Source organism: Cellulomonas sp. HZM, assembly GCF_000708885.1.
GTDB lineage: Bacteria > Actinomycetota > Actinomycetes > Actinomycetales > Cellulomonadaceae > Cellulomonas.
Genome location: NZ_JEOE01000001.1, coordinates 205,034 through 229,257, shown reverse-complemented (window position 1 = coordinate 229,257; position 24,224 = coordinate 205,034). Strand labels below are relative to the sequence as shown.

The following is a 24,224-nucleotide window of genomic DNA, read 5'->3' as shown; positions in this document are numbered from 1 at the left end:
ACCGGTCCCGTCTCGCTCGGGCACGGTCACGACGAGCTCGTCCGTCGCAGGTCGCGCACGGCACGCACCGCGAGCACGGTGCACCACGCGAGCGCGGCGAGCGCGACGGGCCCGGCGACCCCGATGAACCAGACGTCCGACCTCGACAGCGGAGACGCGTCGGCGAACGCGCCGTCGGTCACGGCCATCGCGACCAGGAACGCGGCCACGGCACCCTCGACGACCATCCCGAGGCATGCGACGAGCAGGCGCAGCCAGGCCGGCCGTTCCGGACCGGCCGCGCTCGCGGTGCGCACCGCCGTCCACCACGCCCGGCGGGCTCCGGAGCGCTCGACGAGCTCTCCGGCCCCGAACCCCGCGGGCTCGTCGGCCAGCTCCGCCACCAGGCGCGGGACCCCGAGCAGCGCGCAGAGCTCCCCGAGCCCGTCCGCCGCCGAGCGGCGCCGCAGCAGCGCGCGGGTGTGCGAGGGGTGCTCAGCCTCGCCGAGACGGGCGACCAGCGCCGCGTAGCGCTCGGCCGAGTCGTCGACGCTGCGTTCCCACGACGCGTCCCAGGCAGCGACCTCACGCGGCCCACCGCGGGACATGAGGTGCGCGACCCGTTCGCGTCCCGACGAGCAGACGTAGAGCACTGCGTCGTGACGACCGACGGCCGCGGCGACCGACCAGGCGAGCTCCCATGCGCGGTCCTCGTGCTCCGGCTCGTTCGGCCCGTCGGGCGCCAGCACCCACCATCCCCGACCTGCGTCGACCATCCGTGCCGGGCCGGCGATCATGGCGGCGACGCGGACGTACTGCTCCCGGGAGCGGACGGCGACGAGAGCGTGCGCCGGGGCCGCAGGTTCGATCTCGGGGAGCGCGAGCACGGCGGCGAGCCCCCCGACGTCTCCGTGCTCGACCACGTCGACCAGCGCCTCGGCCACGAGGTCGACCGCCGGGTCGTCGGCTGTGCCCCCGGCTGTGCCCTTGCCTGTGCCCTGTCCTGTGCCGACGGCGCCGGCCGTCGCGAGGAGAGCGACGAGCAGCTGTGCCACGCGGTGCCGGCCCTGCGTGGCGGCCCACGTCTCGTGGCCCGCGTCGCCCCACGTGCCCTGGGCGTCGTCCTCTCGGTCGTGCACACGCACCGAGGGTTCCGACGTCTCGTCGTCGAGACTCACCCAGGTCTCGAACCGCGCAGCGAGCTCGTGCTCCGCGTCGGCGTAGACCGTCGTCCAGCCGCGCGCGTCCGTCGGCCCGACGACGGCGTCGCAGGCCAGGCTGCGCGCGGCCGCGAGGACGGCGTCGTGGTCGGCGCGGATCAGCAGCATGCCGCGGACGGTATCGCGCCGCGGGGTTCACCAGCCTCGCACCGGCCTCTCACCAGCCCCGGTCGTGCCACTCCTGCAGATGAGGACGCTCGGCGCCGAGCGTCGTGTCGTCGCCGTGGCCGGGGTACACCCACGTCTCGTCGCCGAGTCGGTCGAAGACGCGCTGGACCACGTCGTCGTAGAGCTGGGCGAAAGCATCGGCATCGCCCCGGGTCGCTCCCACGCCGCCGGGGAACAGCGAGTCGCCCGTGAACAGGTGCACACGCCCGGCGACCGCCTCGGGCTCGTGCACGTCCGTCGGCTCGCGGTAGGCGAGCGCCACCGAGCCCGGCGTGTGCCCACGGAGCGCGACGACCTCGAGCGTGACGTGCCCGAACGTGAGGGTGTCGCCGTCGTGGAGCCGCTGGGTGACCGGGACGTCGGCGGTCTCCGCGATCTCGTCCGCGTCGTCGGCTCCCGCCGCGGTCGCCGCGCCCGTGACCGCGACGACGGACCTGAGCGCGCCCAGGTGGTCGCGGTGGCGGTGCGTGGTCACGACGACGTCGAGACGCGTCGCCCCGGACCCCTCGCGGATGAGGTCGACGACAGCCTCGGGATCGGCGGCCGCGTCGACCAGGACCTGCGCGCCGTCGTGCCGGCACGTCAGCAGGTATGCGTTGTTGCGTGCCGTACCGACCTCGCGCTTGCGGATCTCGACCTCGTCGAGGACGCGCAGCCCGGTGCCGCCGCCCGCCTGCACGGATCCGGCGTAGGTCATCGGTCCTCCTTCTGCCCGCGGGCGGGATCCGGGTCGTCGGGATCGAGGCGCTCGTCGCACGGGCGGCCGCGGGACGCGAGGTCGTGGCTGCGCACCGCTCGCACGAGCGCGAGGTGCGAGAGCGCCTGGGGCAGGTTGCCGGCCATGCGTCGGCCGACCGGGTCGTACTGCTCGCTCAGCAGCCCGACGTCGTTGGCAAGTCCCACGAGCTCGTCGAGCACCGCCGTCGCGCCGTCCACGTCGCCTGTGCGGGCGAGCGCGTCGGCGAGCCAGAACGAGCACGCCAGGAACCCGTGCTCGTCGCCCGAGACCCCGTCGTCCGTGCGCTCCGTGCGGTAGCGGCGCAGCAGGCCGGGGGCGATCTCGAGCTCGTCGCGGATCACCGCGATGGTGGACGCGAGACGCGGGTCGTCGCCCGGCAGGAAGCCCACCTGCACCATCTGCAGGAGCGCCGCGTCGGTGTGGCGCGCCGAGTACGACTGCACGAACGTCTGGCGCTCGTCGTCCCACGCGTGCTCCATGACGTCCGCCCGCACGGCGTCACGCGCCTCGCGCCAGCGGTCGACCGGGCCGTCGAGACCGTACCGCTCGACCGCGCGCACCGCTCGGTCGAAGGCCGCCCAGGCCATGACCTTCGAGTGGGTGAAGTGCTGCGGCTCGCCGCGCACCTCCCAGATCCCGCGGTCGGGCTCGCGCCAGTGGTCGACCAGGTCCTCGACCAGGTGCCGCTGCAGCGACCACGAGTCCGCGGTCTCCTCGAGGCCGCCCTCGCGAGCCATCGCGAGCGCGCACATCACCTCGCCGAGCACGTCGTGCTGCACCTGCCCCGCCGCCGCGTTACCGATGCGCACGGGGCGGGAGCCCGCGTACCCGGGGAGGTGGTCGAGCTCGCGCTCGTCGAGGTCACGACCGCCGTCGACGCGGTACATGATCCTCAGGTCCGCAGGGTCGCCCGCGACGGCCCGCAGGAGCCAGTCGCGCCACTGGGTCGCCTCGTCGCGGAACCCGTGCTCGAGCAACGCCTCGAGTGTCATCGCGGCGTCCCGGAGCCAGCAGTAGCGGTAGTCCCAGTTGCGTTCCCCGCCGAAGTCCTCGGGCAGCGAGGTCGTCACCGCGGCGACGATGCCGCCCGTCTCGATGTCGGTCAGGAGGCGCAGCACGAGCAGCGAGCGGACCACCGCCTCGCGGTAGGAGCCCTCGTACGGGCTGCTGCGCGCCCACAGCCCCCAGGCGATGCGCGTCGCGTCGATGCGGTCGGTGATCGTGAGCCGCTCGGGCACCTCGACCCACGAGGGCGTCCACGTGACCGCGAGCTCGACCGCCTCGCCCTCGTCGAGGCGGAACTCGTCCCGGTGGCGGTGGTCGGACGCCTGGGGGAGTCGGTCGCCGCGCAGCAGCAGCGCGTCGGGACCGGCGATCGCCCGGATGGCCTCCTCGCCGTCGGCGCCGACGACGTGGTTGACCCACGGCTCGATCGCTCCGTACCCGAACCGCACGACCCACTCGTGCTCGACGTCGACGTGCCCGCGGGTGCACTCGATGCGGCGCACGAGGTCGGCACGGCCGTCGCCGAGCGGCATGGTCTCCCGCACGAGGGCCTCGCCGGTGGGGGACACGTAGCGCGTCTCGAGGACGAACGAGTCGCCGTCGTACGTGCGGGTCACGTCGGTCGCGTCCGGGACGGTCAGGACCCACCGGCCGTTGTCGGCGGTCCCCAGCAGCGCGGCGAAGCAGGCGGCGCTGTCGAAGCCCGGCAGGCACATCCAGTCGACGGACCCGTGCAGCGAGACGAGGGCAGCGGTGCGGCCGTCCCCGAGGACGGCGTAGTCGGCGATCGGCTCCATGGTCCTGACAGCATCGCGTGTCCGCGCTCGTGCGGCACGCCGTGTTCGCTCTCGTCGAACAGCTGTGCGAATGTCGGTGGTGGAACGTACACTCGTCGGCGTGAACGACCGTCTGGTGGTGCAGGGCGCCCGGGAGCACAACCTCCGCAACGTCGACCTCGATCTTCCGCGTGACCGACTCATCGTGTTCACCGGGCTGTCCGGCTCGGGCAAGTCGTCGCTGGCGTTCGACACGATCTTCGCCGAGGGTCAGCGACGGTACGTCGAGTCGCTGTCCGCGTACGCGCGCCAGTTCCTGGGACAGATGGACAAGCCGGACGTCGACTTCATCGAGGGGCTCTCGCCCGCGGTGTCGATCGACCAGAAGTCGACCAACCGCAACCCGCGGTCGACGGTCGGCACGATCACCGAGGTGTACGACTACCTGCGCCTGCTGTTCGCGCGCGCGGGGACGCAGTTCTGCCCGGTGTGCGGAGAGCGCGTCACGGCCCAGACCCCGCAGCAGATCGTCGACCGTCTGCTCGAGCTGCCCGAGGGGACGCGCTACCAGGTGCTCGCCCCCGTGGTGCGCGGCCGCAAGGGTGAGTACGCGGACCTGTTCACCGAGCTCCAGGGCAAGGGCTTCGCACGTGCCCGCGTCGACGGCGAGGTCGTCCAGCTGACCTCTCCGCCGACGCTCGAGAAGAAGCTCAAGCACGACATCGAGGTGGTCGTGGACCGCCTGGTCTCGCGCGAGGGGGTGCAGCGTCGGCTCACGGACTCGGTCGAGACGGCGCTCGGTCTGGCCGGGGGCCTGCTCGTGATCGAGCTGGTCGACGCGGACGTCGACGACCCCGAGCGCGAGCGTCGCTTCTCGGAGAACCGCGCGTGCCCCAACGACCACGTGCTCACGCTCGACGAGATCGAGCCCCGCACGTTCTCGTTCAACGCGCCGTACGGCGCGTGCCCCGAGTGCACGGGCATCGGCTCGCGGCTCGAGGTGGACCCGGACCTGGTGATCCCCGACGACGAGCTCTCGCTCGACCAGGGCGCGGTCGCGCCGTGGGCGCAGATCTCGAGCGAGTACTTCGCGCGCGTGCTCACCGGCCTCGCGGACGAGATGGGGTTCTCGACGTCGGTGCCGTGGCGTGCGCTCCCGCAGCGTGCCAAGGACGCGGTGCTGTACGGCAAGGACCACGAGGTCAAGGTCCGGTACAAGAACCGGTGGGGCCGTGAGCGGCAGTACTCGACGGGCTTCGAGGGGGTCGTGACGTTCCTCGAACGGCGCCACGGCGAGACCGACTCGGAGTGGAGCAAGGAGAAGTACGAGGCCTACATGCGCGAGGTCCCGTGCCCGGTGTGCGAGGGCGCGCGGCTCAAGCCCGAGGTGCTCGCCGTGCGCGTCGGCGGCCACTCGATCGCCGAGGTCTGCGCGCTGCCGATCCGCGAGGCCCGCGACTTCCTCGACTCGCTCGAGCTGGGCGAGCGCGAGAAGGCGATCGCTGCGCAGGTGCTCAAGGAGATCCAGGCCCGACTCGGGTTCCTGCTCGACGTGGGGCTCGACTACCTCTCGCTCATGCGCCCCGCCGCGACGCTGTCCGGCGGCGAGGCGCAGCGCATCCGGCTCGCGACGCAGATCGGCTCGGGCCTCGTCGGCGTGCTGTACGTGCTCGACGAGCCGTCGATCGGCCTTCACCAGCGGGACAACCGTCGGCTCATCGACACGCTCACGCGCCTGCGGGACCTGGGCAACACGCTCATCGTCGTCGAGCACGACGAGGACACGATCCGCACGGCGGACTGGATCGTCGACATCGGCCCCGGGGCGGGCGAGCACGGCGGCAAGGTCGTGCACTCGGGCGATCTCGCGGGACTGCTGTCGTCCAAGGAGAGCGTCACGGGCGCCTACCTCTCGGGTCGCCGCTCGATCCCGATGCCGCCGACCCGTCGGCCCGTCGACCCGAAGCGCAAGGTCACGGTGGTGGGAGCGCGCGAGCACAACCTGCGCGGCATCGACGTGTCCTTCCCGCTCGGCACCCTGACCGCCGTGACGGGCGTCTCCGGGTCGGGCAAGTCGACGCTCGTGAACTCGATCCTGTACACGGTCATGGCGAACGAGCTGAACGGCGCCCGGCAGGTCGCCGGCAGGCACAAGCGCGTGACCGGTCTCGAGCACCTCGACAAGGTGGTGCACGTCGACCAGGGCCCGATCGGTCGCACGCCGCGCTCCAACCCCGCGACCTACACGGGCGTGTGGGACCACGTGCGCCGCCTGTTCGCGGAGACCACCGAGGCCAAGGTGCGCGGCTACACGCCCGGTCGGTTCTCGTTCAACGTCAAGGGCGGCCGCTGCGAGGCGTGCTCGGGTGACGGCACGCTCAAGATCGAGATGAACTTCCTGCCCGACGTCTACGTGCCGTGCGAGGTGTGCCACGGTGCGCGCTACAACCGCGAGACGCTCGAGGTGCACTTCAAGGGCAAGACCGTCGCGGACGTCCTGGCGATGCCGATCGAGGAGGCTGCGGAGTTCTTCGCTGCGGTCCCAGCGATCGCCCGGCACCTGACCACGCTGGTGGACGTGGGGCTGGGCTACGTCCGGCTCGGGCAGCCGGCCCCTACGCTGTCCGGGGGAGAGGCGCAGCGCGTCAAGCTGGCTGCCGAGCTGCAGCGGCGGTCCACGGGCCGCACGGTCTACGTGCTCGACGAGCCCACGACGGGGCTGCACTTCGAGGACATCCGCAAGCTGCTCGGGGTGCTGCAGTCGCTCGTCGACAAGGGCAACTCGGTGATCGTCATCGAGCACAACCTCGACGTCATCAAGAACGCCGACTGGGTCGTCGACATGGGTCCGGAGGGCGGCTCGGGCGGCGGTCAGGTGATCGCCGAGGGCACGCCGGAGCACGTCGCGGGGGTCGACGCGAGCCACACGGGTCGCTTCCTCGCCGAGGTGCTCGAGCCGGAGGTCGAGCGGGCCTCGGCGTGACGCGGCGCGTGCGCGGGCGCAGCTCAGCCGGCGATGCGCAGGGGAGCGGGCTCGACCCGGACCGGGAAGTTGACCGACCGGGCGATGAAGCAGTGCTCGTGCGCACGGTGGTGCAGGTCGTCGAGCGTGGCGTCGGTGACGGCCGTGCCGTCCTTGGCCGCTGCGCCCGTCACGACGACGCGAGGACGCAGCACGACCTCGACGAACTGACCGTGCCCGGCGGACTCGATGCGCATCGTGCCGGACGCGGCGTCCTCGTACCCGACGACGACCACGCCCGCGGTCGCCGCGAGGTGGAGCAGCCACAGCATGTGGCACTGCGAGAGCGAGGCGACGAGGAGGTCCTCGGGCGACCACCGCGCGGGATCGCCGCGGAACCCGGGGTCCGACGTGCCGGCGAGCGGAGGCTTGTCGCCCGAGGTCAGCACGTGGTCGCGGCCATACGACGTGTAGGTCGTCGTGCCCTGCGCCCCGGCGCCGGTCCAGCTCAGGTCCACCGAGTACGAGTGCAGCATCGCCATCCGCCCACGCTAGCGGAGCCGGCCTGCGGGGCACGTCGTGTCGGAGGGGCGAACTAGGCTCGTCGTCATGGCCGACCCGTCCACGTACCGCCCCGCGCCGGGGGAGATCCCCGACGAGCCGGGCGTCTACCGGTTCCGGGACGAGCACGGCCGGGTCGTGTACGTCGGCAAGGCGAAGAGCCTGCGCCAGCGCCTGAGCAGCTACTTCCAGGACCCCGCGGGCCTGCACCCGCGGACGTTCCAGATGGTCACGACGGCGGCGGCGGTCGAGTGGACGGTCGTCCCGACCGAGGTGGCCGCGCTCGCGCTCGAGTACTCGTGGATCAAGGAGTTCGACCCGCGGTTCAACGTGAAGTACCGGGACGACAAGTCGTACCCGTACCTCGCCGTGACGATGGCCGACGAGTTCCCGCGCGTGCAGGTGATGCGGGGGGCGAAGCGTCGGGGCACGCGGTACTTCGGTCCGTACGCGCACGCGTGGGCGATCCGGGAGACGGTCGACCTGCTGCTGCGCGTCTTCCCGGTGCGCACGTGCTCGTCGGGGGTCTTCAAGCGCGCCGCGCAGCAGGGACGCCCGTGCCTGCTCGGATACATCGACAAGTGCTCGGCGCCGTGCGTGGGCCGCATCTCGGCGGACGACCACCACCAGCTCGCGCAGGACTTCTGCGACTTCATGGCGGGGGACACGGCGCGTTTCACGCGCCGACTCACCGCGCGGATGAAAGAGGCCGCCTCGGAGCTGGACTACGAGCGCGCGGCACGCCTCCGGGACGACGTCCAGACGCTCGAGAAGGCGACCGAGCGCAACGCCGTCGTGCTCGCCGACGGCACGGACGCCGACATCTTCGCGCTCGCGGGCGACGAGCTCGAGGCCGCGGTCCAGGTCTTCCACGTGCGGGACGGTCGCATCCGTGGCCAGCGTGGATGGGTCGTCGAGAAGGTCGAGGACGTCGACGACGGCGCGCTCGTCGAGCACCTGCTGCAGCAGGTGTACGGCGCCGACGAGGCAGGCGACGGCGCGTCCGTGCCGCGCGAGGTGCTGGTCCCCGTGCTGCCTCCGGACGTCGAGCAGGTGCAGGACTGGCTGAGCGGCATGCGCGGCTCGCGCGTGCAGGTGCGGGTCCCGCAGCGTGGTGACAAGCGTGAGCTCGCCCAGACCGTGCGCAAGAACGCCGAGCACGCGCTGGTGCTGCACCGCACGCGCCGTGCGGGCGACCTGACGACGCGCAGCCAGGCGCTGCAGGAGATCCAGGAGGCGCTCGACCTGACGTCGGCGCCGCTGCGGATCGAGTGCTACGACGTGTCGCACAACCAGGGGACGTTCCAGTCCGCGTCGATGGTCGTCTTCGAGGACGGCCTGCCGCGCAAGAGCGAGTATCGGCTGTTCAGCGTGCGCGGACCCGAGGGGCAAGGCGCGCGGGACGACACGGCTGCCATGCACGAGGTCATCACGCGCCGATTCCGGCGGTACCTGAGCGAGCGGTCGGATGCCCGCGACGTCGAGCTCGGCGCCGACGACTGGTCTGACGACGACCGGCCCCGGTCGGGCCCGATCGACGAACGCACGGGCAAGCCGGTCCGCTTCGCCTACCCTCCGAACCTGGTGGTCGTCGACGGTGGACCGCCGCAGGTCGCCGCTGCCGCAGCGGCGCTCGCGGAGCTCGGCATCGACGACGTCGCGCTGTGCGGCCTCGCCAAGCGCCTCGAGGAGGTGTGGGTCCCGGGCGACGACCACCCGGTGATCCTCCCGCGCAGCTCGCAGGGCCTGTACCTGCTGCAACGCGTGCGCGACGAGGCGCACCGGTTCGCGATCACCGCGCACCGCAAGCGGCGGAGCAAGGGCATGACGACGTCGGTGCTCGACGACGTGCCGGGGCTCGGACCCGCTCGGCAGGCTGCGCTGCTGCGGCACTTCGGGTCGGTCAAGCGACTCCGCGCCGCCTCCGTCGAGGAGATCGCGACGGTTCCCGGGATGGGCGACCGCACGGCCGCTGCCGTCGTCGCCGCACTCGCGGGCACCGGGACCGGCGAGGCGCCCGGCGCGAGTGCGGGTGCCGTGGGCGTCGACGCCGCAGACGCGGCTCGCGCGTGACGTGAACGTCGATCGACATCGCGGCGTCGGCGCGGCGCGCGCCCTCGGCTCGCCGCGCTCGCCTGGCATGCTGGACGCATGAGCGACACGCCGCAGCCCGCCGAGCCCTCGCCCATGACCGTGCCGACCGGGATCCCCGCGCTCGACGCAGCGACCGAGCTCCCGCGCGTGAACGCGCCCCAGGTGCTCATCATCACGGGCATGTCCGGCGCGGGACGCACCCGAGCTGCGGCGGTCCTCGAGGACCTCGACTGGTACGTCGTCGACAACCTGCCCGCGCAGATGCTGCAGCACCTCGTCGGGCTCCTCACCACGGGACCGCACGAGTCTCGCGCGCAGCGTGTCGCCGCGGTGATCGACGTGCGTGGCCGGGGGTTCTTCAGCAACCTCGCGCAGGTGATCTCGGACATGCGGGACGCGGGCGTCGAGTACCGCGTCCTGTTCCTCGACGCGTCCGACGAGGTGCTCGTGCGTCGTTACGAGCAGGTGCGCCGGCCGCACCCGCTGCAGGGGGACGGGCGGATCCTTGACGGGATCGCCGAGGAGCGGCTCGTGCTCGCGGACATCCGGGAGCGAGCCGACACGATCATCGACACCTCGGAGCTCAACGTCCACGACCTGGCTCGCCAGGTGCGCGCGACGGTCGCCGGCGAGACCGACGAGCAGCTGCGCGTCACGGTCGTCTCCTTCGGCTTCAAGTACGGCATCCCGCTCGATGCCGACCACGTCGTGGACATGCGGTTCCTCGCGAACCCGTACTGGATCACCGAGCTCCGCCACCTCAGCGGGCGTGATGCGCCCGTACGTGACTACGTGCTCGGGCTGCCCGGCGCGCAGCAGTTCATCGACCGTTACGTGAGCGCGCTCGAGCCGGTGCTCGCGGGGTACCTCAACGAGGAGAAGCGCTACGTGACGATCGCGGTGGGGTGCACGGGGGGCAAGCACCGCTCGGTCGCGGTGAGCGAGGCCATCGCGGGCCGGCTGCGCGACGCGGGCCACCTCGTGTCGGTGGCCGCCCGCGATCTCGGCAAGGAATGAGCACGCCTCCGGGACGTGAGCGGCGGCCGGTGACGCGGGCGCGCGCGGGGGCCGCGCCGCGCGTGGTCGCGCTGGGAGGCGGTCACGGGCTGTCGTCGAGCCTGTCGGCGCTGCGGCTCATGACGGACCACATCACGGCGGTCGTGACGGTGGCCGACGACGGCGGCTCGTCGGGCCGGCTGCGCGACGAGCTGGGCGTGCTGCCGCCCGGCGACCTGCGGATGGCGCTCGCGGCGCTGTGCGACGACACCGACTGGGGCCGCACGTGGCGCGACGTCCTGCAGCACCGCTTCTCGTCGTCGGGAGACCTCGACCGGCACGCCGTGGGGAACCTGCTGATCGTCGCGCTCTGGGAGCTGCTGGGCGATCCCGTCGCGGGCCTCGACTGGGTGGGACGGCTGCTCGGCGCACGGGGGCGTGTGCTGCCGATGTCGGACGTCCCGTTGTCGATCGAGGCGGACGTGCGCCGCCCCGACGGCAGCGTGGACGTCGTGCGCGGTCAGGCGGCCGTCGCGCTCACGACCGACGCCATCGAGCACGTGCGCCTCGTACCGGACGGCGCGGGCGCGTGCTCGGAGGCGGTCGACGCCGTGCTGGACGCCGACTGGGTCGTTCTCGGGCCGGGGTCCTGGTACACGTCCGTCCTGCCGCACCTGCTGCTCCCCGGGCTGCGGGAGGCGCTGCACGAGACCACGGCACGCACGATCGTCACCCTCAACCTCGCACCCGAGGAGCACGGCGAGACCGCCGGGATGCACGCCGAGGACTATCTCGAGGTCCTGCACGCGCACGCACCCGACCTGCGCGTGCACGCGGTCCTCGCGGACCCGGCCGCGGTCGACGACGTCGCGGGCCTCGCTCGACGGTGCGAGTCGCTCGGGTCGGCGCTGCTCCTGCGTCAGGTGGGCCGTGGCGACGGCACGCCGATGCACGACCCGTTGCGTCTGGCCGCAGCGTACCGGGACGTCGTCGACGGGACGTGGGGCGACGTCGACCGGTCCCGCTGACCCGCCACGTGGCGCCTGGGGACCTGGCAGGATGACCCGCATGGCGTTGACGGCACAGGTGAAGGACGAGCTCGCCCGTCTCAAGGTGGACAAGACCTCGAGCCGCAAGGCCGAGGTCTCCGCGACGCTCAGGTTCGCGGGCGGGCTGCACATCATCTCGGGCCGCATCGTCATCGAGGCCGAGCTCGACACCGCGATCGCCGCCCGGCGCCTGCGCCAGGCGATCCTCGAGGTCTACGGGCACGAGAGCGAGATCATCGTCGTCGCGGGAGGTGGGCTGCGCCGCAGCAGCCACTACGTCGTGCGCGTCGTCCGTGAGGGCGAGTCGCTCGCCCGGCAGACCGGTCTGCTCGACAACCGCGGCCGGCCCGTGCGCGGGCTCCCGCCGCAGGTCGTCTCGGGCGGCATGGCGGACGCCGAGGCGGCGTGGCGCGGAGCGTTCCTGGCGCACGGCTCGCTCACCGAGCCGGGCCGGTCGTCGGCGCTCGAGGTCACCTGCCCGGGCCCGGAGGCGGCGCTCGCTCTCGTCGGCGCGGCTCGTCGCATGGGGATCGCTGCCAAGGCGCGCGAGGTGCGCGGGGTCGACCGGGTGGTGATCCGCGACGGCGACGCGATCAGCGCGATGCTCGCGCGACTGGGCGCCCACGACACGATGCTCGTCTGGGAGGAGCGGCGCGTGCGGCGCGAGGTCCGGGGGACGGCGAACCGTCTCGCCAACTTCGACGACGCGAACCTGCGTCGCTCGGCGCGCGCGGCGGTCGCCGCGGGTGCCCGCGTCGAGCGGGCGTTCGAGATCCTCGCGGAGGACCTGCCCGAGCACCTGCGTGAGGCGGGGGAGCTGCGCCTGCAGCACAAGGAGGCGTCCCTCGAGGAGCTCGGCAAGCTCGCCGACCCGCCGCTGACGAAGGACGCCGTCGCGGGCCGCATCCGTCGCCTGCTGGCGACGGCAGACAAGAAGGCTGCCGAGCTCGGGATCCCGGACACCGAGGCCGGCCTCAGCCCGGACCTGCTCGACCTCTGAGGCCCCTGTCGAGGGGTCGCCGGGGCTCTGGTCTCGCTCGCGTCCAGCACGTGGACGGAGCGGGGTCTAGGACCTTCGTGCGCATCAGTGGCCTGCGTCACGGGTATAGGGTCGTGTCATCCGGACGTCACAGGACCGTCACACGCCGGGCACGACTCGGTGCGGGAAGGTCCATCGACACACCGGACGCACACCGGCGTGCGAGTACCCACCACCAATTGTGTGCGCCGACCCCGTCGGCGCTGCCGAGGAGGGCAAGTGACCATCAAGGTCGGCATCAACGGCTTCGGCCGCATCGGTCGTAACTTCTACCGGGCCATCGTCGCGTCCGGCGCGGACATCGAGATCGTCGGCGTCAACGACCTGACGGACAACGCGACGCTCGCGCACCTGCTCAAGTACGACACGGTGCTCGGCCGCTTCCCGCTGAGCGTCAGCCACGACGACGAGAACATCATCGTCGACGGCAAGAAGATCCGTGCCCTCGAGGAGCGCAACCCGGCAGACCTGCCCTGGGCCGAGCTCGGCGCGGACATCGTGATCGAGTCGACCGGCTTCTTCACGGACGCCACCAAGGCGAAGGCGCACATCGACGCCGGCGCGAAGAAGGTCATCATCTCGGCTCCCGCCAAGAACGAGGACGGCACGTTCGTCGTCGGCGTGAACCACGAGCTGTACGACCCGGCGACGCAGCACGTGATCTCGAACGCGTCGTGCACCACCAACTGCCTCGCCCCGCTGGCGAAGGCGCTCAACGACGCGATCGGCATCGAGCGTGGCCTCATGACCACGATCCACGCGTACACGGGCGACCAGAACCTGCAGGACGGCCCGCACAAGGACCTGCGTCGTGCGCGCGCCGCGGCGCAGAACATCGTCCCGACGTCGACCGGCGCCGCCAAGGCCGTCGCGCTCGTGCTGCCGGAGCTCAAGGGCAAGCTGGACGGCTACGCCCTGCGAGTGCCGACCATCACCGGCTCGGCGACCGACCTCACGTTCACCGCCTCCAAGGAGGTCTCGGTCGACGAGGTCAACGCGGCGGTCAAGGCCGCGGCCGAGGGCCCGCTCAAGGGCATCCTGGAGTACGTCGAGGACGAGATCGTCTCGAGCGACATCGTGACGAACCCGCACCAGAGCATCTTCGACTCGAAGCTCACCAAGGTGAGCGGCGACCTGGTCAAGGTCGTCTCCTGGTACGACAACGAGTGGGGCTACTCCAACAGCCTCGTCGCGCTGACGCAGTACGTGGGCGAGCGTCTCTGACGTCTGCCTGACCCAGCACACGATGGACGTCCGCGTGCGCCCCGGCCGTCGGCCCGGCGCCCGCGGACGTCGTCGTGTGAGCCCCCTTTCCTGAGCTCGTCCGCTAGGAGAACCATGAAGACCATCGAGGACCTGGGCGACCTGCGCGACAAGCGCGTGCTCGTCCGCTCCGACTTCAACGTCCCGCTCGACGGCACGACGATCACCGACGACGGCCGCGTGCGCGCGGCGCTGCCGACGCTGACGGCGCTGCTCGACGCGGGCGCGCGCGTCGTCGTGACCGCGCACCTGGGCCGCCCCAAGGGCGCGCCCGAGGACAAGTACTCGCTCGCCCCCGTCGCCGCGCGGCTTTCCGAGCTGCTCGGCAAGCCCGTCGCGCTCGCGAAGGACACGATCGGCGAGTCGGCGCACGAGACGGTCGCGGCGCTCGGCGACGGCGAGATCGCGCTGCTGGAGAACATCCGCTTCGACCCGCGCGAGACCAGCAAGGACGACGCCGAGCGCGGCGCGCTGGCCGACGACCTCGCGGGCCTGGCCGACGTGTTCGTGTCCGACGGCTTCGGAGTCGTGCACCGCAAGCAGGCGTCCGTGTACGACGTCGCCCTCAAGCTCCCGCACGCCGTGGGCAAGCTGGTGCTCAACGAGGTCGAGTCGCTCAAGAAGGCGACCGAGGACCCCGCGCGCCCGTACGTGGTGGTGCTCGGCGGGTCGAAGGTCTCGGACAAGCTGGGCGTCATCTCGAACCTGCTGACCAAGGCGGACCGTCTGGTCATCGGCGGTGGCATGCTCTTCACCTTCCTGGCTGCCAAGGGGTACTCCGTCGGCAGCTCTCTGCTCGAGGCCGACCAGGTCGACACGGTCAAGGGCTACCTCGCGCAGGCCGAGAAGGACGGCGTGGAGATCGTGCTTCCCGTGGACATCCGCGTGGGCGACTCGTTCGCCGCGGACACCCCGGTCGCCGTCGTCCCCGCGGACCAGATCCCCGACGGCAAGATCGGGCTCGACATCGGCCCCGAGTCGGAGAAGCTGTTCGCCTCGAAGATCGTCGACGCGAAGACCGTCGTGTGGAACGGCCCGGCGGGCGTGTTCGAGTTCGAGGCGTTCGCGGGCGGCACGAAGGCCGTCGCGCAGGCGCTGATCGACGCCGGCGCCGCCGGCGGCTTCACGATCGTCGGTGGTGGCGACTCGGCCGCTGCCGTGCGCATCCTGGGCTTCGACGAGTCGAAGTTCGGTCACATCTCGACGGGCGGCGGCGCCAGCCTGGAGTTCCTGGAGGGCAAGACCCTCCCCGGCATCGCGGTTCTGGAGGACTGACACGTGGCGACGCGTACCCCGCTCATGGCGGGCAACTGGAAGATGAACCTGGACCACCAGCAGGCGATCCAGACGGTGCAGAAGCTGGCCTGGACGCTCAAGGACGCCAAGCACGACTTCGGCGCGGTCGAGGTCGCGATCCTGCCGCCGTTCACCGACCTGCGCAGCGTGCAGACGCTGGTGGACGCCGACAAGCTCGAGATCGTGTACGGCGCCCAGGACGTCTCGGCGCACTCGTCGGGCGCGTACACGGGCGAGATCTCCCCGGAGTTCCTCGCCAAGCTCGGCGTCACGTACGTCGCGGTGGGCCACTCGGAGCGCCGTGAGTACCACGCCGAGGACGACCGGCTGGTCAACGCCAAGGTCAAGAGCGCGCTCGGTGCCGGCCTCAAGCCGATCCTGTGCGTGGGCGAGGACCTCGACACGCGCCGCGCCGCGGCCCACGTGCGGCACACGCTGCTCCAGCTCGAGGGCGCTCTCGCGGACCTCACGGCCGAGCAGGTGCGCGAGGTCGTCGTCGCCTACGAGCCGGTGTGGGCCATCGGCACGGGGGAGACGGCGACGCCCGAGGACGCGCAGGAGCTCGCCGCGGCGATCCGCGGTCAGATCGCGGAGCTGTACGACCAGGAGACCGCCGACGCGGTGCGTGTCCTGTACGGAGGCTCGGTCAAGTCGTCGAACGTCGCCTCGATCATGGCGAAGCCCGACGTCGACGGCGCGCTCGTCGGCGGCGCGAGCCTCGACCCCGAGGAGTTCGCCAAGATCGCGCGCTACCAGTCGCACGCAGTCGGGCTCTGACCGACTGAGCTGCGCAGGACCACGTCGACCAGCTCGGCGGGTCCCGGTGAGCCCCCGCACGGGTGTCTCGTCGGACCCGCCGGGCGGACGATGTGGCCGCGAGCCGCCGACGTCGCCTACCCTGTAGCGGCCCGGTGTCGTACATCACCACCGGGTCGCACGTCCCGGGCACCGCCCGAGACGCCCCTGGATCGCTGCCGAAGGAAACAGACACCGCCGTGACTGCCCTGAAGATCTCCCTGCAGGTGCTGCTGGTGCTCACCAGCCTCCTGCTCATCCCGCTCGTCCTGCTGCACAAGGGCAAGGGCGGTGGCCTGTCGGACATGTTCGGCGGCGGCATCACCAGCAGCGCCGGAAGCTCGGGCGTCGCGGAGCGCAACCTGAACCGCATCACGGTCGGTGTCGCGCTCGTGTGGACGGCCATCATCGTCCTGCTCGGCCTCATCGAGTCGACGAGCTGAGCCGGCCGTGGCGAGCGGAAGCGCGATCCGGGGTTCGCGCGTCGGAGCCGGACCCATGGGTGAGGCGGAGCGCGGGGACGCCGCGCCCCGCATCTGGATCTCCTACTGGTGCGCCAACGGGCACGAGACGAGGCCCAGCTTCGCCGAGGAGGCGGCCGAGGAGGCTCCCGTGACGTGGGACTGCCCACGCTGCGGCTTCCCGGCCGGGCAGGACCAGGCCAACCCGCCGTCGCCCTCGCGCAACGAGCCGTACAAGACGCACCTCGCCTACGTGAAGGAGCGCAGGTCCGACGAGGACGGGGCCGCGATCCTCGACGAGGCGCTCGCCGCGCTGCGTTCCCGCCGCGGCGGCTGACCGTACCGAGATGCCTGCGCCACCGAGCGCGGGTGCCGAGCACCGCCAGAAGGGCGTGACCGACGACGGTCGCGCCCTTCGCTCATCCCCGGACGCGGAGCAGCGCGAAGCCGTCGTGCCCCTTGGTGCCGACCGTCTGCACGACGGTCGCGTCGAGGCGCGGATGGCCCTCGAGCAGCTCGACCAGTCGTCGCACGCCCTGCACCCGCCCGTCGGGGTGGTCGGCGTCGACGACCGCACCTTGACGCACGACGTTGTCCACCACGATCACGGTGCCCGGTCGCGAGAGCGTGAGCGCGCGTTCGACGTACGGCGCGAGGTTCTGCTTGTCGGCGTCGACGAAAACGAGGTCGAACGGCGTCGTCCCGGCGGCCACGAGGGTGTCGAGGCTGTCGAGCGCGGGCCCCTCGAGGAGTGTCACGCGAGCCGACTCGCCGGCTGCGTCGAAGCTCCGGCGTGCCACCGCGGCGTGCGTGGGGTCGAGCTCGAGCGTGACGAGCTCCCCGTCCGGCGGGAGCGCTCGTGCGAGCCACAGCGTGCTGTAGCCGCCGAGCGTCCCGATCTCGAGGATCCGTGAGGCTCCCGCGATCCGCGCGAGGAGCTCGAGCAGAGCGCCTTGGTTCGGCGCGACGGCGATGTCCGGCAGGCCGGCGTCCTCGGCGCGGCGGCGTGCGCCCGCGATGTCGACGGGCTCGGGGGACACGACCCCGAAGTAGTCGTCGACCGAGCGCCAGAGCGCGAGGTCCGTCACGGCGACGCGGGAAGGTCCGCGGCCGCGGCCACGTCGACGAGCCAGAGCGTCCGAGACGTCCCGGTCGCACCTGCAGCCGGGGTCGTCGTCACCGGGGCGGCCGACAGCGCGGACGCGACCGCCGCCGACTTCTCCGCACCTGCGGCCACGACCCAGACCTCGCGGGCGGAGCGGATCGCCTCGAACGTGAGCGAGACGCGCAGCGGCGGCGGCTTGGGGGAGCCGTGCACGCCCACGGTCGCGACGCCGTGCGTGCCGAGCGCCTCGTGGCCCGGGAACAGCGACGCGACGTGCCCGTCGGGCCCCATGCCGAGCAGCAGCACGTCGAACGCGGGCACGAGCGCGCCGTCGTCCGCGTACCGGCCCAGCGCGTCCGCGTAGGCAGCCGCCGAGGCCTCGGGCGTCGGCACCGCGTCCGAGAGCGCGGGCACGGCGTGTACGTTCTGCGCGGGCAGCGCGTCTCCCAGCGCGTCGAGGAGGGCCGCCCGGGCCTGCGTCTCGTTGCGGTCGGCGTCCCCGTCCGGGACGAAGCGCTCGTCGCCCCACCACAGGTGGACCTGCGACCAGTCCACCGCCTCTCGCACGGGGGATGCCGCGACCTGGGCGAGCGTGGCGATGCCGACGGTCCCTCCGGTGAGGACGACGTGCACCGGGGCACGGTGCGACTGTGCGTCGACGAGGGTGGTCAGCAGGCGCGCGGCGGCCGCCGCGGCGAGCACGTGCGCGTCGGGGTGGACGACGACGTCGCGGGTCACGAGACGACCTTCGCGAGGCCCTTCGTCAGCACCTCGCCGTACACCTCGTCGGGGTCGAGCCTGCGCAGCTCCTCGGCCAGGCACTCACGCAGGTGCCGGATGGGCAACGCGATGCGGTGCTCGGGCTGGTCGGGCTGCGAGAGCGCCGCCGTCTTGCCGTCGGGGCGGTCGAGGACGATGTCCCCGCTGCCGCGTTCGAGCTTCACCTGCACGATCGCGGGCGCGTCCGGGATGCGCTCGACCTCCACGGGGCACTTGAGCGCCTGTGCGAGCCACGCCGCCATCATGTCGACCGACGTGTGCGTGCTCTCGCCCGCGACCACGGCACGGCGCACCGGCTCGTACGGCGGCTGGTCGAGCGTCGCCGCGATGAGCCCCCGCCACAGCGTGTCCCGCGTCCACGAGAGGTCGGTGTCGCCCTCGACGTAGGACGCGGCGAGCTTGCGCAGCGCCGGTCCGGGCTTCGCAGCGCGTGACGTGTCGGTGATGCGGCGCTGAGCCATCCGACCGAGCGGGTGCTCCGACGGCACGGGCGGCGGCTCGTACGGCCACCACGCGACGATCGGGGCGTCCGGCAGGAGCAGCGGCATGACGAGGGTGTCGAGGTGCTTCTCGACCTCGCGCGACGGGCGCAGGATGATGACCTCGCTCGCGCCGGCGTCGCCACCGAGGCGGATCTGCGCGTCGAGACCCGCGGAGCCGGTGCCCTCGGTGATGAGGATGACGCGGCACGGGTGCTCGCGGCTCGCGTCGTTCGCGGCCTCGATCGCGTGCTCGGGGTCGTGGCCGCCCGTGTCGATGATGAGCGTCAGGACGCGGCCGAGCGCGACGGCACCGCCCTCGTCGCGCTCGCGCAGGAGGCGCTTCGCGACGTCGCGCGTGTTGGTGTCGGGCATGTCGATGATCACGGAAGCCTCCAGGTGCGTCCGTCGCGGGCCATCATCTCGTCGGCCGAGGCGGGGCCCCACGTGCCGGCGCGGTACTCGTCGGGCTTGCCGTGGGCGGCCCAGTAGCTGATCACCGGGTCGAGGATCTTCCAGGACAGCTCGACCTCGTCGTTCTGCGGGAACAGCGGCGGGTCGCCCAGCAGGACGTCGAGGATGAGCCGCTCGTACGCCTCGGGGGAGGCCTCGGTGAACGCGTGGCCGTAGCCGAAGTCCATCGTGACGTCCCGGACCTCCATGGCCGTGCCCGGCACCTTGGCGCCGAACCGGAGCGTCACGCCCTCGTCCGGCTGCACGCGGATGACGAGCGCGTTCTTGCCCAGCTCCTCGGTGGCCGTGGACTCGAAGGGCAGGTGCGGCGCCTTCTTGAAGACGACGGCGATCTCGGTGACCCGCTTGCCGAGGCGCTTTCCGGTGCGCAGGTAGAACGGGACGCCCGCCCAGCGGCGCGTGTCGATGTCGACCCGGATCGCGGCGAAGGTCTCGGTCGTCGAGCTCGGGTTGAAGCCCTCCTCCTGCGAGTAGCCGATCACCTTCTCGCCCGCCTGCCAGCCCTCGGTGTACTGCCCGCGGGCGGTGTGCCGTCCGAGGTCGCGCGGCAGCCGCACGGCCGACAGCGCCTTGACCTTCTCGGCCCGCAGGTCGTGCGCGGAGAACGAGACCGGCTCCTCCATCGCCGTCAGCGCCAGGAGCTGCAGCAGGTGGTTCTGGATGACGTCGCGCGCCGCGCCGATGCCGTCGTAGTACCCGGCGCGGCCGCCGATGCCGATGTCCTCGGCCATCGTGATCTGCACGTGGTCGACGTAGTTCGCGTTCCAGATCGGCTCGAACATCTGGTTCGCGAAGCGCAGCGCCAGCAGGTTCTGGACGGTCTCCTTGCCGAGGTAGTGGTCGATCCGGAAGATGTCGTCGGGCCGGAACACGCTCGAGACGATCTTCTGGAGCTCACGCGCGCTCTCGAGGTCGTGGCCGAACGGCTTCTCGATGACCACACGCCGCCACGTCCCGTCCGACGGGCGCGACAGGCCCGAGCGGGCGAGCTGCTCGCACACCACGGGGAACGAGCTCGGCGGGATCGACAGGTAGAACGCGTGGTTCCCGCCCGTCCCGCGCGAGACGTCGAGCTCCTCGACGGTCTGGCGCAGGCGGTCGAACGCGTCGTCGTCGTCGAACGTGCCCTGGACGAACCGGATGCCCTCGGAGAGCTGGCGCCACGTGGCCTCGCGGAACGGCGTGCGCGCGTACTCCTTGACCGAGTCGTGCACGATCTGCGCGAAGTCCTGGTCGGCCCAGTCGCGGCGCGCGAACCCCGTGAGCGCGAACCCCGGAGGCAGCAGGCCCCGGTTCGTGAGGTCGTACACCGCGGGCATCAGCTTCTTGCGGGCGAGGTCGCCCGTGACACCGAAGATGACGAGACCGGACGGACCCGCGATGCGGGGGAGCCGCCTGTCGCGCGGGTCGCGCAGCGGGTTCTGGCCCGCTGCGACCTTGGCGGGGCTCACCGGGCGTCCGCGGCGCCGGACAGGCCCTCGGCGACCTTGCCCAGGAGCTGCTCCCAGCTCGCGTCGAACTTGCTCACGCCCTCGACCTCCAGATGTTCGGTGACCTCGTCGATGTCGATGCCGACACCCCGCAGCCGTTCGATGACCTCGGCGGCGGCGTCCTGCGTGCCGGTCACCGTGTCGCTGCCGTCGCCGCCGTGATCCGCGACAGCCTCGAGCGTCGCCTCCGGCATGGTGTTGACGGTGCCGGCGACGACGAGCTCGTCGACGTACAGCGTGTCGGGGTACGCCTTGTCCTTGACGCCGGTGGACGCCCACAGCGGGCGCTGCGGGTGTGCTCCGGCTGCGGCGAGCGCCTTCCACCGGTCCGTCGCGACGGTCTCCTGGTACAGGCCGTACGCGAGGCGCGCGTTGGCGATCGCGGCCGTGCCGCGCAGACCGGCGGCCTCGGGGGTACCGATCTCGTCGAGGCGGGGGTCGATCGCGGTGTCGACGCGCGACACGAAGAACGACGCCACCGACGCGATGGGCGCGAGGTCGTGGCCCGCGTCGCGAGCCTGCTCGAGGCCGGCCTGGAACGCGTCCAGGACCTCGCCGTAACGCTCGATCGAGAAGATCAGGGTGACGTTGACGCTGATGCCCTCGGCCAGCACCGCCGTGATGGCCGGGAGACCCTCGCGCGTCGCGGGGATCTTGATGAACACGTTCGGCCGGTCGACGGTCGACCACAGGCTCTTGGCGGAGGCGATGGTCGCGTCGGTGTCACGCGCGAGGCGGGGGTCGACCTCGATCGACACGCGGCCGTCCTGCGTGTCCGTCCGGTCGTAGACGGGGCGGAGCACGTCCGCGGCGGCACGCACGTCGTCGGTCGTGATGCGGAAGACCGCGTCGTCGACGTCGACACCCTGCGCCGCGAGCTCGCGCAGCTGCTCGTCGTACGCGTCGCCGTGCGAGATCGCGGACGCGAAGATCGTGGGGTTCGTCGTCACGCCGACGACACCGCGCTCGACGAGCTCGGCGAGGTTGCCCGAGCGCAGCCGTTCGCGCGACAGGTCGTCGAGCCAGACGGCGACACCCGCGTCGCTCAGCCGGCCCAGGGGAGTGCTGCTCGCTGCCATGGTGGTTCCCTCTTTCCCTGCTGATGTCCAGACGGTGGGACGTCCTGCTGGTCGAAGGTGCGGTGGGGTGCCGCGGACGTCGCCGCGGCACCCCACCGCGGGGTCAGCCCTGCTGGTCGCCCGTCCCGGTCGCGGTGGGTGCCGCGGCCGACGAGGACGGCGCCGCGTCGCCTGCAGCGGCGATCGACTCGTGCGCGGCGGCGACGACGGCATCGGCCGTGATGCCGAACTCGCGGTAGAGCGTCTCGTAGTCCGCCGACGCACCGAAGTGCTCGAGCGACACGCTCCGGCCGGCGTCGCCGACGATCTTGTGCCACGACATCGCGATGCCTGCCTCGACCGAGACGCGAGCCCGGACCGACGACGGGAGCACCTGCTCGCGGTACGACTCGTCCTGCGCGGCGAACCACTCGAGGCACGGTGCCGAGACCACACGGGTCGCGACGCCCGCGGCTTCGAGCGTCTCGCGCGCCGCGACGGCGAGCTGCACCTCGGATCCCGTGCCGACGAGGATCACGTCCGGCGTCCCGCTGCTCGCCTCGAGCAGCACGTACGCACCGCGCGCGACGCCCTCGGCGGACGCGTAGCCGTCCTCCTCGCGCGGGAACGTGGGCACGTTCTGGCGCGTGAGGATGAGGCCGACCGGGCCGTCGCGGTGCTCGAGCACCGCCTTCCAGGCCTGGGCGGTCTCGTTCGCGTCGGCGGGACGCACCACGGACAGGCCGGGGATGGCGCGCAGCGCGGTGAGGTGCTCGACCGGCTGGTGCGTCGGTCCGTCCTCGCCGAGGCCGATCGAGTCGTGGGTCCACACGTAGACCGACGGCACACCCATGAGCGAGGCGAGCCGCACCGATCCGCGCATGTAGTCCGCGAACTGCAGGAACGTGCCGCCGTAGGCACGCGTGAGCCCGTGCAGGGTGATGCCCGACAGGATCGCGCCCATCGCGTGCTCGCGGATGCCGAAGTGCAGCGTGCGCCCCAGCTCGTCGCCCGCGAACTCGTGCGTCGAGCGCTTCGCCGGGATGAACGACGCCGCGCCCTTCATCGTCGTGTTGTTGGACCCGGCCAGGTCCGCGGAGCCACCCCACAGCTCGGGGAGCTCGTCGGCGATCGCGGACAGCACCTCACCGGACGCCGCGCGCGTCGCGACGGCCTTGCCGGCCGGGAACACCGGCAGCGCGTCCTCCCAGCCGTCGGGCAGCTCGTTCGCGACGAGGCGGTCGAGCAGCGCCTTGCGCTCCGGGTTCGCGGCGGCCCACGCGTCGAGCTGCTCCTGCCACGCCGCCCGGTCCTGCGCGGCGCGGTCGGCCAGCGAGCGCGTGTGCGCGATGACCTCGGGGGCGACGTCGAAGGTCTTGTCGGGGTCGAAGCCGACGGCCTCCTTGAGCCCGCGGACCGCCTCGGTGCCCAGCTTGGAGCCGTGCGCGGAGTGCTCGTTCGTCTTGCCCGGGGTGGGCCACGCGATGAGCGTCCGGACCCCGATGAACGACGGCTTGTCGGTCACGGCCTTCGCGGCCTCGATCGCCGCGAGCAGCGCGTCGACGTCCTCGCGGTAGTCCGCCTCCGAGGTGGCTCCCGCGGTCCAGTCGACGAACTGGACGTGCCAGCCGTACGCCTCGTAGCGCGCGAGCACGTCCTCGGTGAACGCGATCTGCGTGTCGCCCTCGATCGAGATGTGGTTGTCGTCCCAGAGCACGATGAGGTTGCCGAGCTCCTGCGTGCCGGCGATCGACGAGGCCTCGCTCGTGACGCCCTCCTGCAGGTCGCCGTCGGAGGCGATCACGTACGTGTAGTGGTCGAACGGGCTCGTGCCCGGCGCCGCGTCCGGGTCGAGCAGCGCGCGCTCCCGGCGCTGGGCCATCGCGAAGCCGACGGACGACGCGAGGCCCTGGCCCAGCGGTCCGGTCGTGATCTCGACACCGGACGTGTGCTTGTACTCCGGGTGGCCCGGGGTCTTGGAGCCCCACGTCCGCAGCGCCTGCAGGTCCTCGAGCTCGAGGCCGAAGCCGCCCAGGTAGAGCTGGATGTACTGCGTGAGGCACGAGTGGCCCGCGGACAGCACGAAGCGGTCGCGGCCGAGCCAGTGCGGGTCCTTCGGGTCGTGCCGCAGCACGTTCTGGTAGAGCAGGTACGCCACCGGGGCGAGGCTGATGGCCGTGCCGGGGTGGCCGTTGCCCACCTTCTCGACCGCGTCCGCGGCCAGGACACGCACCGTGTCCACCGCCTTGAAGTCCAGCTCGGACCAGCCGACCGTCTCCGCGAGGGGAGCCTTCGCGTTCACCGCACCTCATTCCCACCCGCGCACCGTGGCCGGGTGTCGTGTCGGACGTCATCGGCGCCCTGGAGGACGCCGGGCCGGCCCGCGCCTCGCCTGCCCAGGAGAGTCCTGCCAAGGGTGAGCGCGGTGGTCGTCG

20 protein-coding genes are annotated in these 24,224 nt (G+C 72.2%); 10 read left to right on the top strand and 10 right to left on the bottom strand.

Annotated elements, in window-relative coordinates; all coding sequences use genetic code 11:
- Positions 1–26: 26 nt before the first annotated feature.
- The 3 genes from AW16_RS0101150 to AW16_RS0101140 are packed head-to-tail and all read right to left on the bottom strand — an operon-like array spanning position 27 to position 3,908.
- Positions 27–1,307: a hypothetical protein gene (locus AW16_RS0101150; RefSeq protein ID WP_029287415.1), complete on the bottom strand. Its 1,281-nt coding sequence runs from the start codon at positions 1,305–1,307 to the stop codon at positions 27–29.
- Between the two features lie 49 nt (positions 1,308–1,356).
- Positions 1,357–2,064 (bottom strand): MBL fold metallo-hydrolase, encoded by a 708-nt coding sequence (locus AW16_RS0101145; RefSeq protein WP_029287413.1) that lies wholly within the window; start codon positions 2,062–2,064, stop codon positions 1,357–1,359.
- Positions 2,061–3,908 (bottom strand): glycoside hydrolase family 15 protein, encoded by a 1,848-nt coding sequence (locus AW16_RS0101140; protein ID WP_081861384.1) that lies wholly within the window; start codon positions 3,906–3,908, stop codon positions 2,061–2,063. The genes AW16_RS0101145 and AW16_RS0101140 overlap by 4 nt, the downstream gene beginning before the upstream one ends.
- A gap of 70 nt (positions 3,909–3,978) precedes the next feature.
- Here AW16_RS0101140 and uvrA point away from each other — a divergent pair, with 70 nt between their 5' ends.
- A complete protein-coding gene (gene uvrA, locus AW16_RS0101135; protein ID WP_029287409.1) occupies positions 3,979–6,870 on the top strand; it encodes an excinuclease ABC subunit UvrA in 2,892 nt (963 codons plus the stop codon).
- Positions 6,871–6,893: 23 nt separating this feature from the next.
- Here the strand turns inward: uvrA and AW16_RS0101130 are convergent, their stop codons facing one another.
- On the bottom strand, positions 6,894–7,391 hold the full coding sequence (locus AW16_RS0101130) for an OsmC family protein (RefSeq protein ID WP_029287407.1): 498 nt from the start codon (positions 7,389–7,391) through the stop codon (positions 6,894–6,896).
- A 67-nt stretch (positions 7,392–7,458) separates the two neighbouring features.
- Between AW16_RS0101130 and uvrC the strand changes: the two genes are divergently transcribed.
- The 9 genes from uvrC (at position 7,459) to AW16_RS0101085 (ending at position 16,740) form a co-directional block, all read left to right on the top strand.
- The gene (gene uvrC, locus AW16_RS0101125; protein WP_029287405.1) at positions 7,459–9,483 is read left to right on the top strand and encodes an excinuclease ABC subunit UvrC; all 2,025 of its coding nucleotides are present in this window, start codon (positions 7,459–7,461) and stop codon (positions 9,481–9,483) included.
- 78 nt (positions 9,484–9,561) lie between these two features.
- A complete protein-coding gene (gene rapZ / locus AW16_RS0101120; RefSeq protein WP_029287403.1) occupies positions 9,562–10,521 on the top strand; it encodes an RNase adapter RapZ in 960 nt (319 codons plus the stop codon).
- Positions 10,518–11,528 carry a uridine diphosphate-N-acetylglucosamine-binding protein YvcK gene (gene yvcK, locus AW16_RS0101115; RefSeq protein WP_029287401.1) on the top strand — a complete coding sequence of 337 codons (1,011 nt, stop codon included), beginning with the start codon at positions 10,518–10,520 and terminating at the stop codon, positions 11,526–11,528. The genes rapZ and yvcK overlap by 4 nt, the downstream gene beginning before the upstream one ends.
- Before the next feature lie 40 nt (positions 11,529–11,568).
- Positions 11,569–12,549, top strand: a complete 981-nt coding sequence (gene whiA, locus AW16_RS0101110) for a DNA-binding protein WhiA (protein ID WP_029287399.1) — start codon at positions 11,569–11,571, stop codon at positions 12,547–12,549.
- 258 nt (positions 12,550–12,807) lie between these two features.
- Positions 12,808–13,812 carry a type I glyceraldehyde-3-phosphate dehydrogenase gene (gene gap, locus AW16_RS0101105; RefSeq protein WP_029287397.1) on the top strand — a complete coding sequence of 335 codons (1,005 nt, stop codon included), beginning with the start codon at positions 12,808–12,810 and terminating at the stop codon, positions 13,810–13,812.
- Between the two features lie 114 nt (positions 13,813–13,926).
- Positions 13,927–15,126, top strand: a complete 1,200-nt coding sequence (pgk, locus tag AW16_RS0101100) for a phosphoglycerate kinase (RefSeq protein ID WP_029287395.1) — start codon at positions 13,927–13,929, stop codon at positions 15,124–15,126.
- Positions 15,127–15,129: 3 nt separating this feature from the next.
- Positions 15,130–15,924, top strand: coding sequence for a triose-phosphate isomerase (gene tpiA / locus AW16_RS0101095; RefSeq protein WP_029287393.1), 795 nt, complete (start codon positions 15,130–15,132; stop codon positions 15,922–15,924).
- A gap of 218 nt (positions 15,925–16,142) precedes the next feature.
- On the top strand, positions 16,143–16,385 hold the full coding sequence (secG, locus tag AW16_RS0101090; protein ID WP_029287391.1) for a preprotein translocase subunit SecG: 243 nt from the start codon (positions 16,143–16,145) through the stop codon (positions 16,383–16,385).
- A gap of 7 nt (positions 16,386–16,392) precedes the next feature.
- Positions 16,393–16,740 carry an RNA polymerase-binding protein RbpA gene (locus tag AW16_RS0101085; RefSeq protein WP_029287389.1) on the top strand — a complete coding sequence of 116 codons (348 nt, stop codon included), beginning with the start codon at positions 16,393–16,395 and terminating at the stop codon, positions 16,738–16,740.
- An 82-nt stretch (positions 16,741–16,822) separates the two neighbouring features.
- On the opposite strand, the gene AW16_RS0101080 is transcribed toward AW16_RS0101085, so the two are convergent.
- The 6 genes from AW16_RS0101080 to tkt form a co-directional block, all read right to left on the bottom strand.
- A complete protein-coding gene (locus tag AW16_RS0101080; RefSeq protein ID WP_029287387.1) occupies positions 16,823–17,491 on the bottom strand; it encodes an O-methyltransferase in 669 nt (222 codons plus the stop codon).
- The gene (gene pgl, locus AW16_RS0101075; RefSeq protein ID WP_029287385.1) at positions 17,488–18,246 is read right to left on the bottom strand and encodes a 6-phosphogluconolactonase; all 759 of its coding nucleotides are present in this window, start codon (positions 18,244–18,246) and stop codon (positions 17,488–17,490) included. The genes AW16_RS0101080 and pgl overlap by 4 nt, the downstream gene beginning before the upstream one ends.
- Positions 18,243–19,154, bottom strand: coding sequence for a glucose-6-phosphate dehydrogenase assembly protein OpcA (locus tag AW16_RS0101070; RefSeq protein WP_029287383.1), 912 nt, complete (start codon positions 19,152–19,154; stop codon positions 18,243–18,245). The genes pgl and AW16_RS0101070 overlap by 4 nt, the downstream gene beginning before the upstream one ends.
- Positions 19,151–20,692 (bottom strand): glucose-6-phosphate dehydrogenase, encoded by a 1,542-nt coding sequence (gene zwf / locus AW16_RS0101065; RefSeq protein WP_029287381.1) that lies wholly within the window; start codon positions 20,690–20,692, stop codon positions 19,151–19,153. The genes AW16_RS0101070 and zwf overlap by 4 nt, the downstream gene beginning before the upstream one ends.
- A complete protein-coding gene (tal, locus tag AW16_RS0101060; RefSeq protein ID WP_029287379.1) occupies positions 20,689–21,810 on the bottom strand; it encodes a transaldolase in 1,122 nt (373 codons plus the stop codon). Before tal ends, zwf begins: the two co-directional genes overlap by 4 nt.
- 103 nt (positions 21,811–21,913) lie before the next feature.
- Positions 21,914–24,091 (bottom strand): transketolase, encoded by a 2,178-nt coding sequence (tkt, locus tag AW16_RS0101055; protein ID WP_029287378.1) that lies wholly within the window; start codon positions 24,089–24,091, stop codon positions 21,914–21,916.
- Positions 24,092–24,224: the final 133 nt, after the last annotated feature.

Coding starts and splice junctions, on each gene's coding strand:
- AW16_RS0101150 (WP_029287415.1), bottom strand. CDS start 1,307: ATGCTGCTGATCCGCGCCGACCACGACGCCGTCCTCGCGGCCGCGCGC.
- AW16_RS0101145 (WP_029287413.1), bottom strand. CDS start 2,064: ATGACCTACGCCGGATCCGTGCAGGCGGGCGGCGGCACCGGGCTGCGC.
- AW16_RS0101140 (WP_081861384.1), bottom strand. CDS start 3,908: ATGGAGCCGATCGCCGACTACGCCGTCCTCGGGGACGGCCGCACCGCT.
- uvrA (WP_029287409.1), top strand. CDS start 3,979: ATGTCGGTGGTGGAACGTACACTCGTCGGCGTGAACGACCGTCTGGTG.
- AW16_RS0101130 (WP_029287407.1), bottom strand. CDS start 7,391: ATGGCGATGCTGCACTCGTACTCGGTGGACCTGAGCTGGACCGGCGCC.
- uvrC (WP_029287405.1), top strand. CDS start 7,459: ATGGCCGACCCGTCCACGTACCGCCCCGCGCCGGGGGAGATCCCCGAC.
- rapZ (WP_029287403.1), top strand. CDS start 9,562: ATGAGCGACACGCCGCAGCCCGCCGAGCCCTCGCCCATGACCGTGCCG.
- yvcK (WP_029287401.1), top strand. CDS start 10,518: ATGAGCACGCCTCCGGGACGTGAGCGGCGGCCGGTGACGCGGGCGCGC.
- whiA (WP_029287399.1), top strand. CDS start 11,569: ATGGCGTTGACGGCACAGGTGAAGGACGAGCTCGCCCGTCTCAAGGTG.
- pgk (WP_029287395.1), top strand. CDS start 13,927: ATGAAGACCATCGAGGACCTGGGCGACCTGCGCGACAAGCGCGTGCTC.
- tal (WP_029287379.1), bottom strand. CDS start 21,810: ATGGCAGCGAGCAGCACTCCCCTGGGCCGGCTGAGCGACGCGGGTGTC.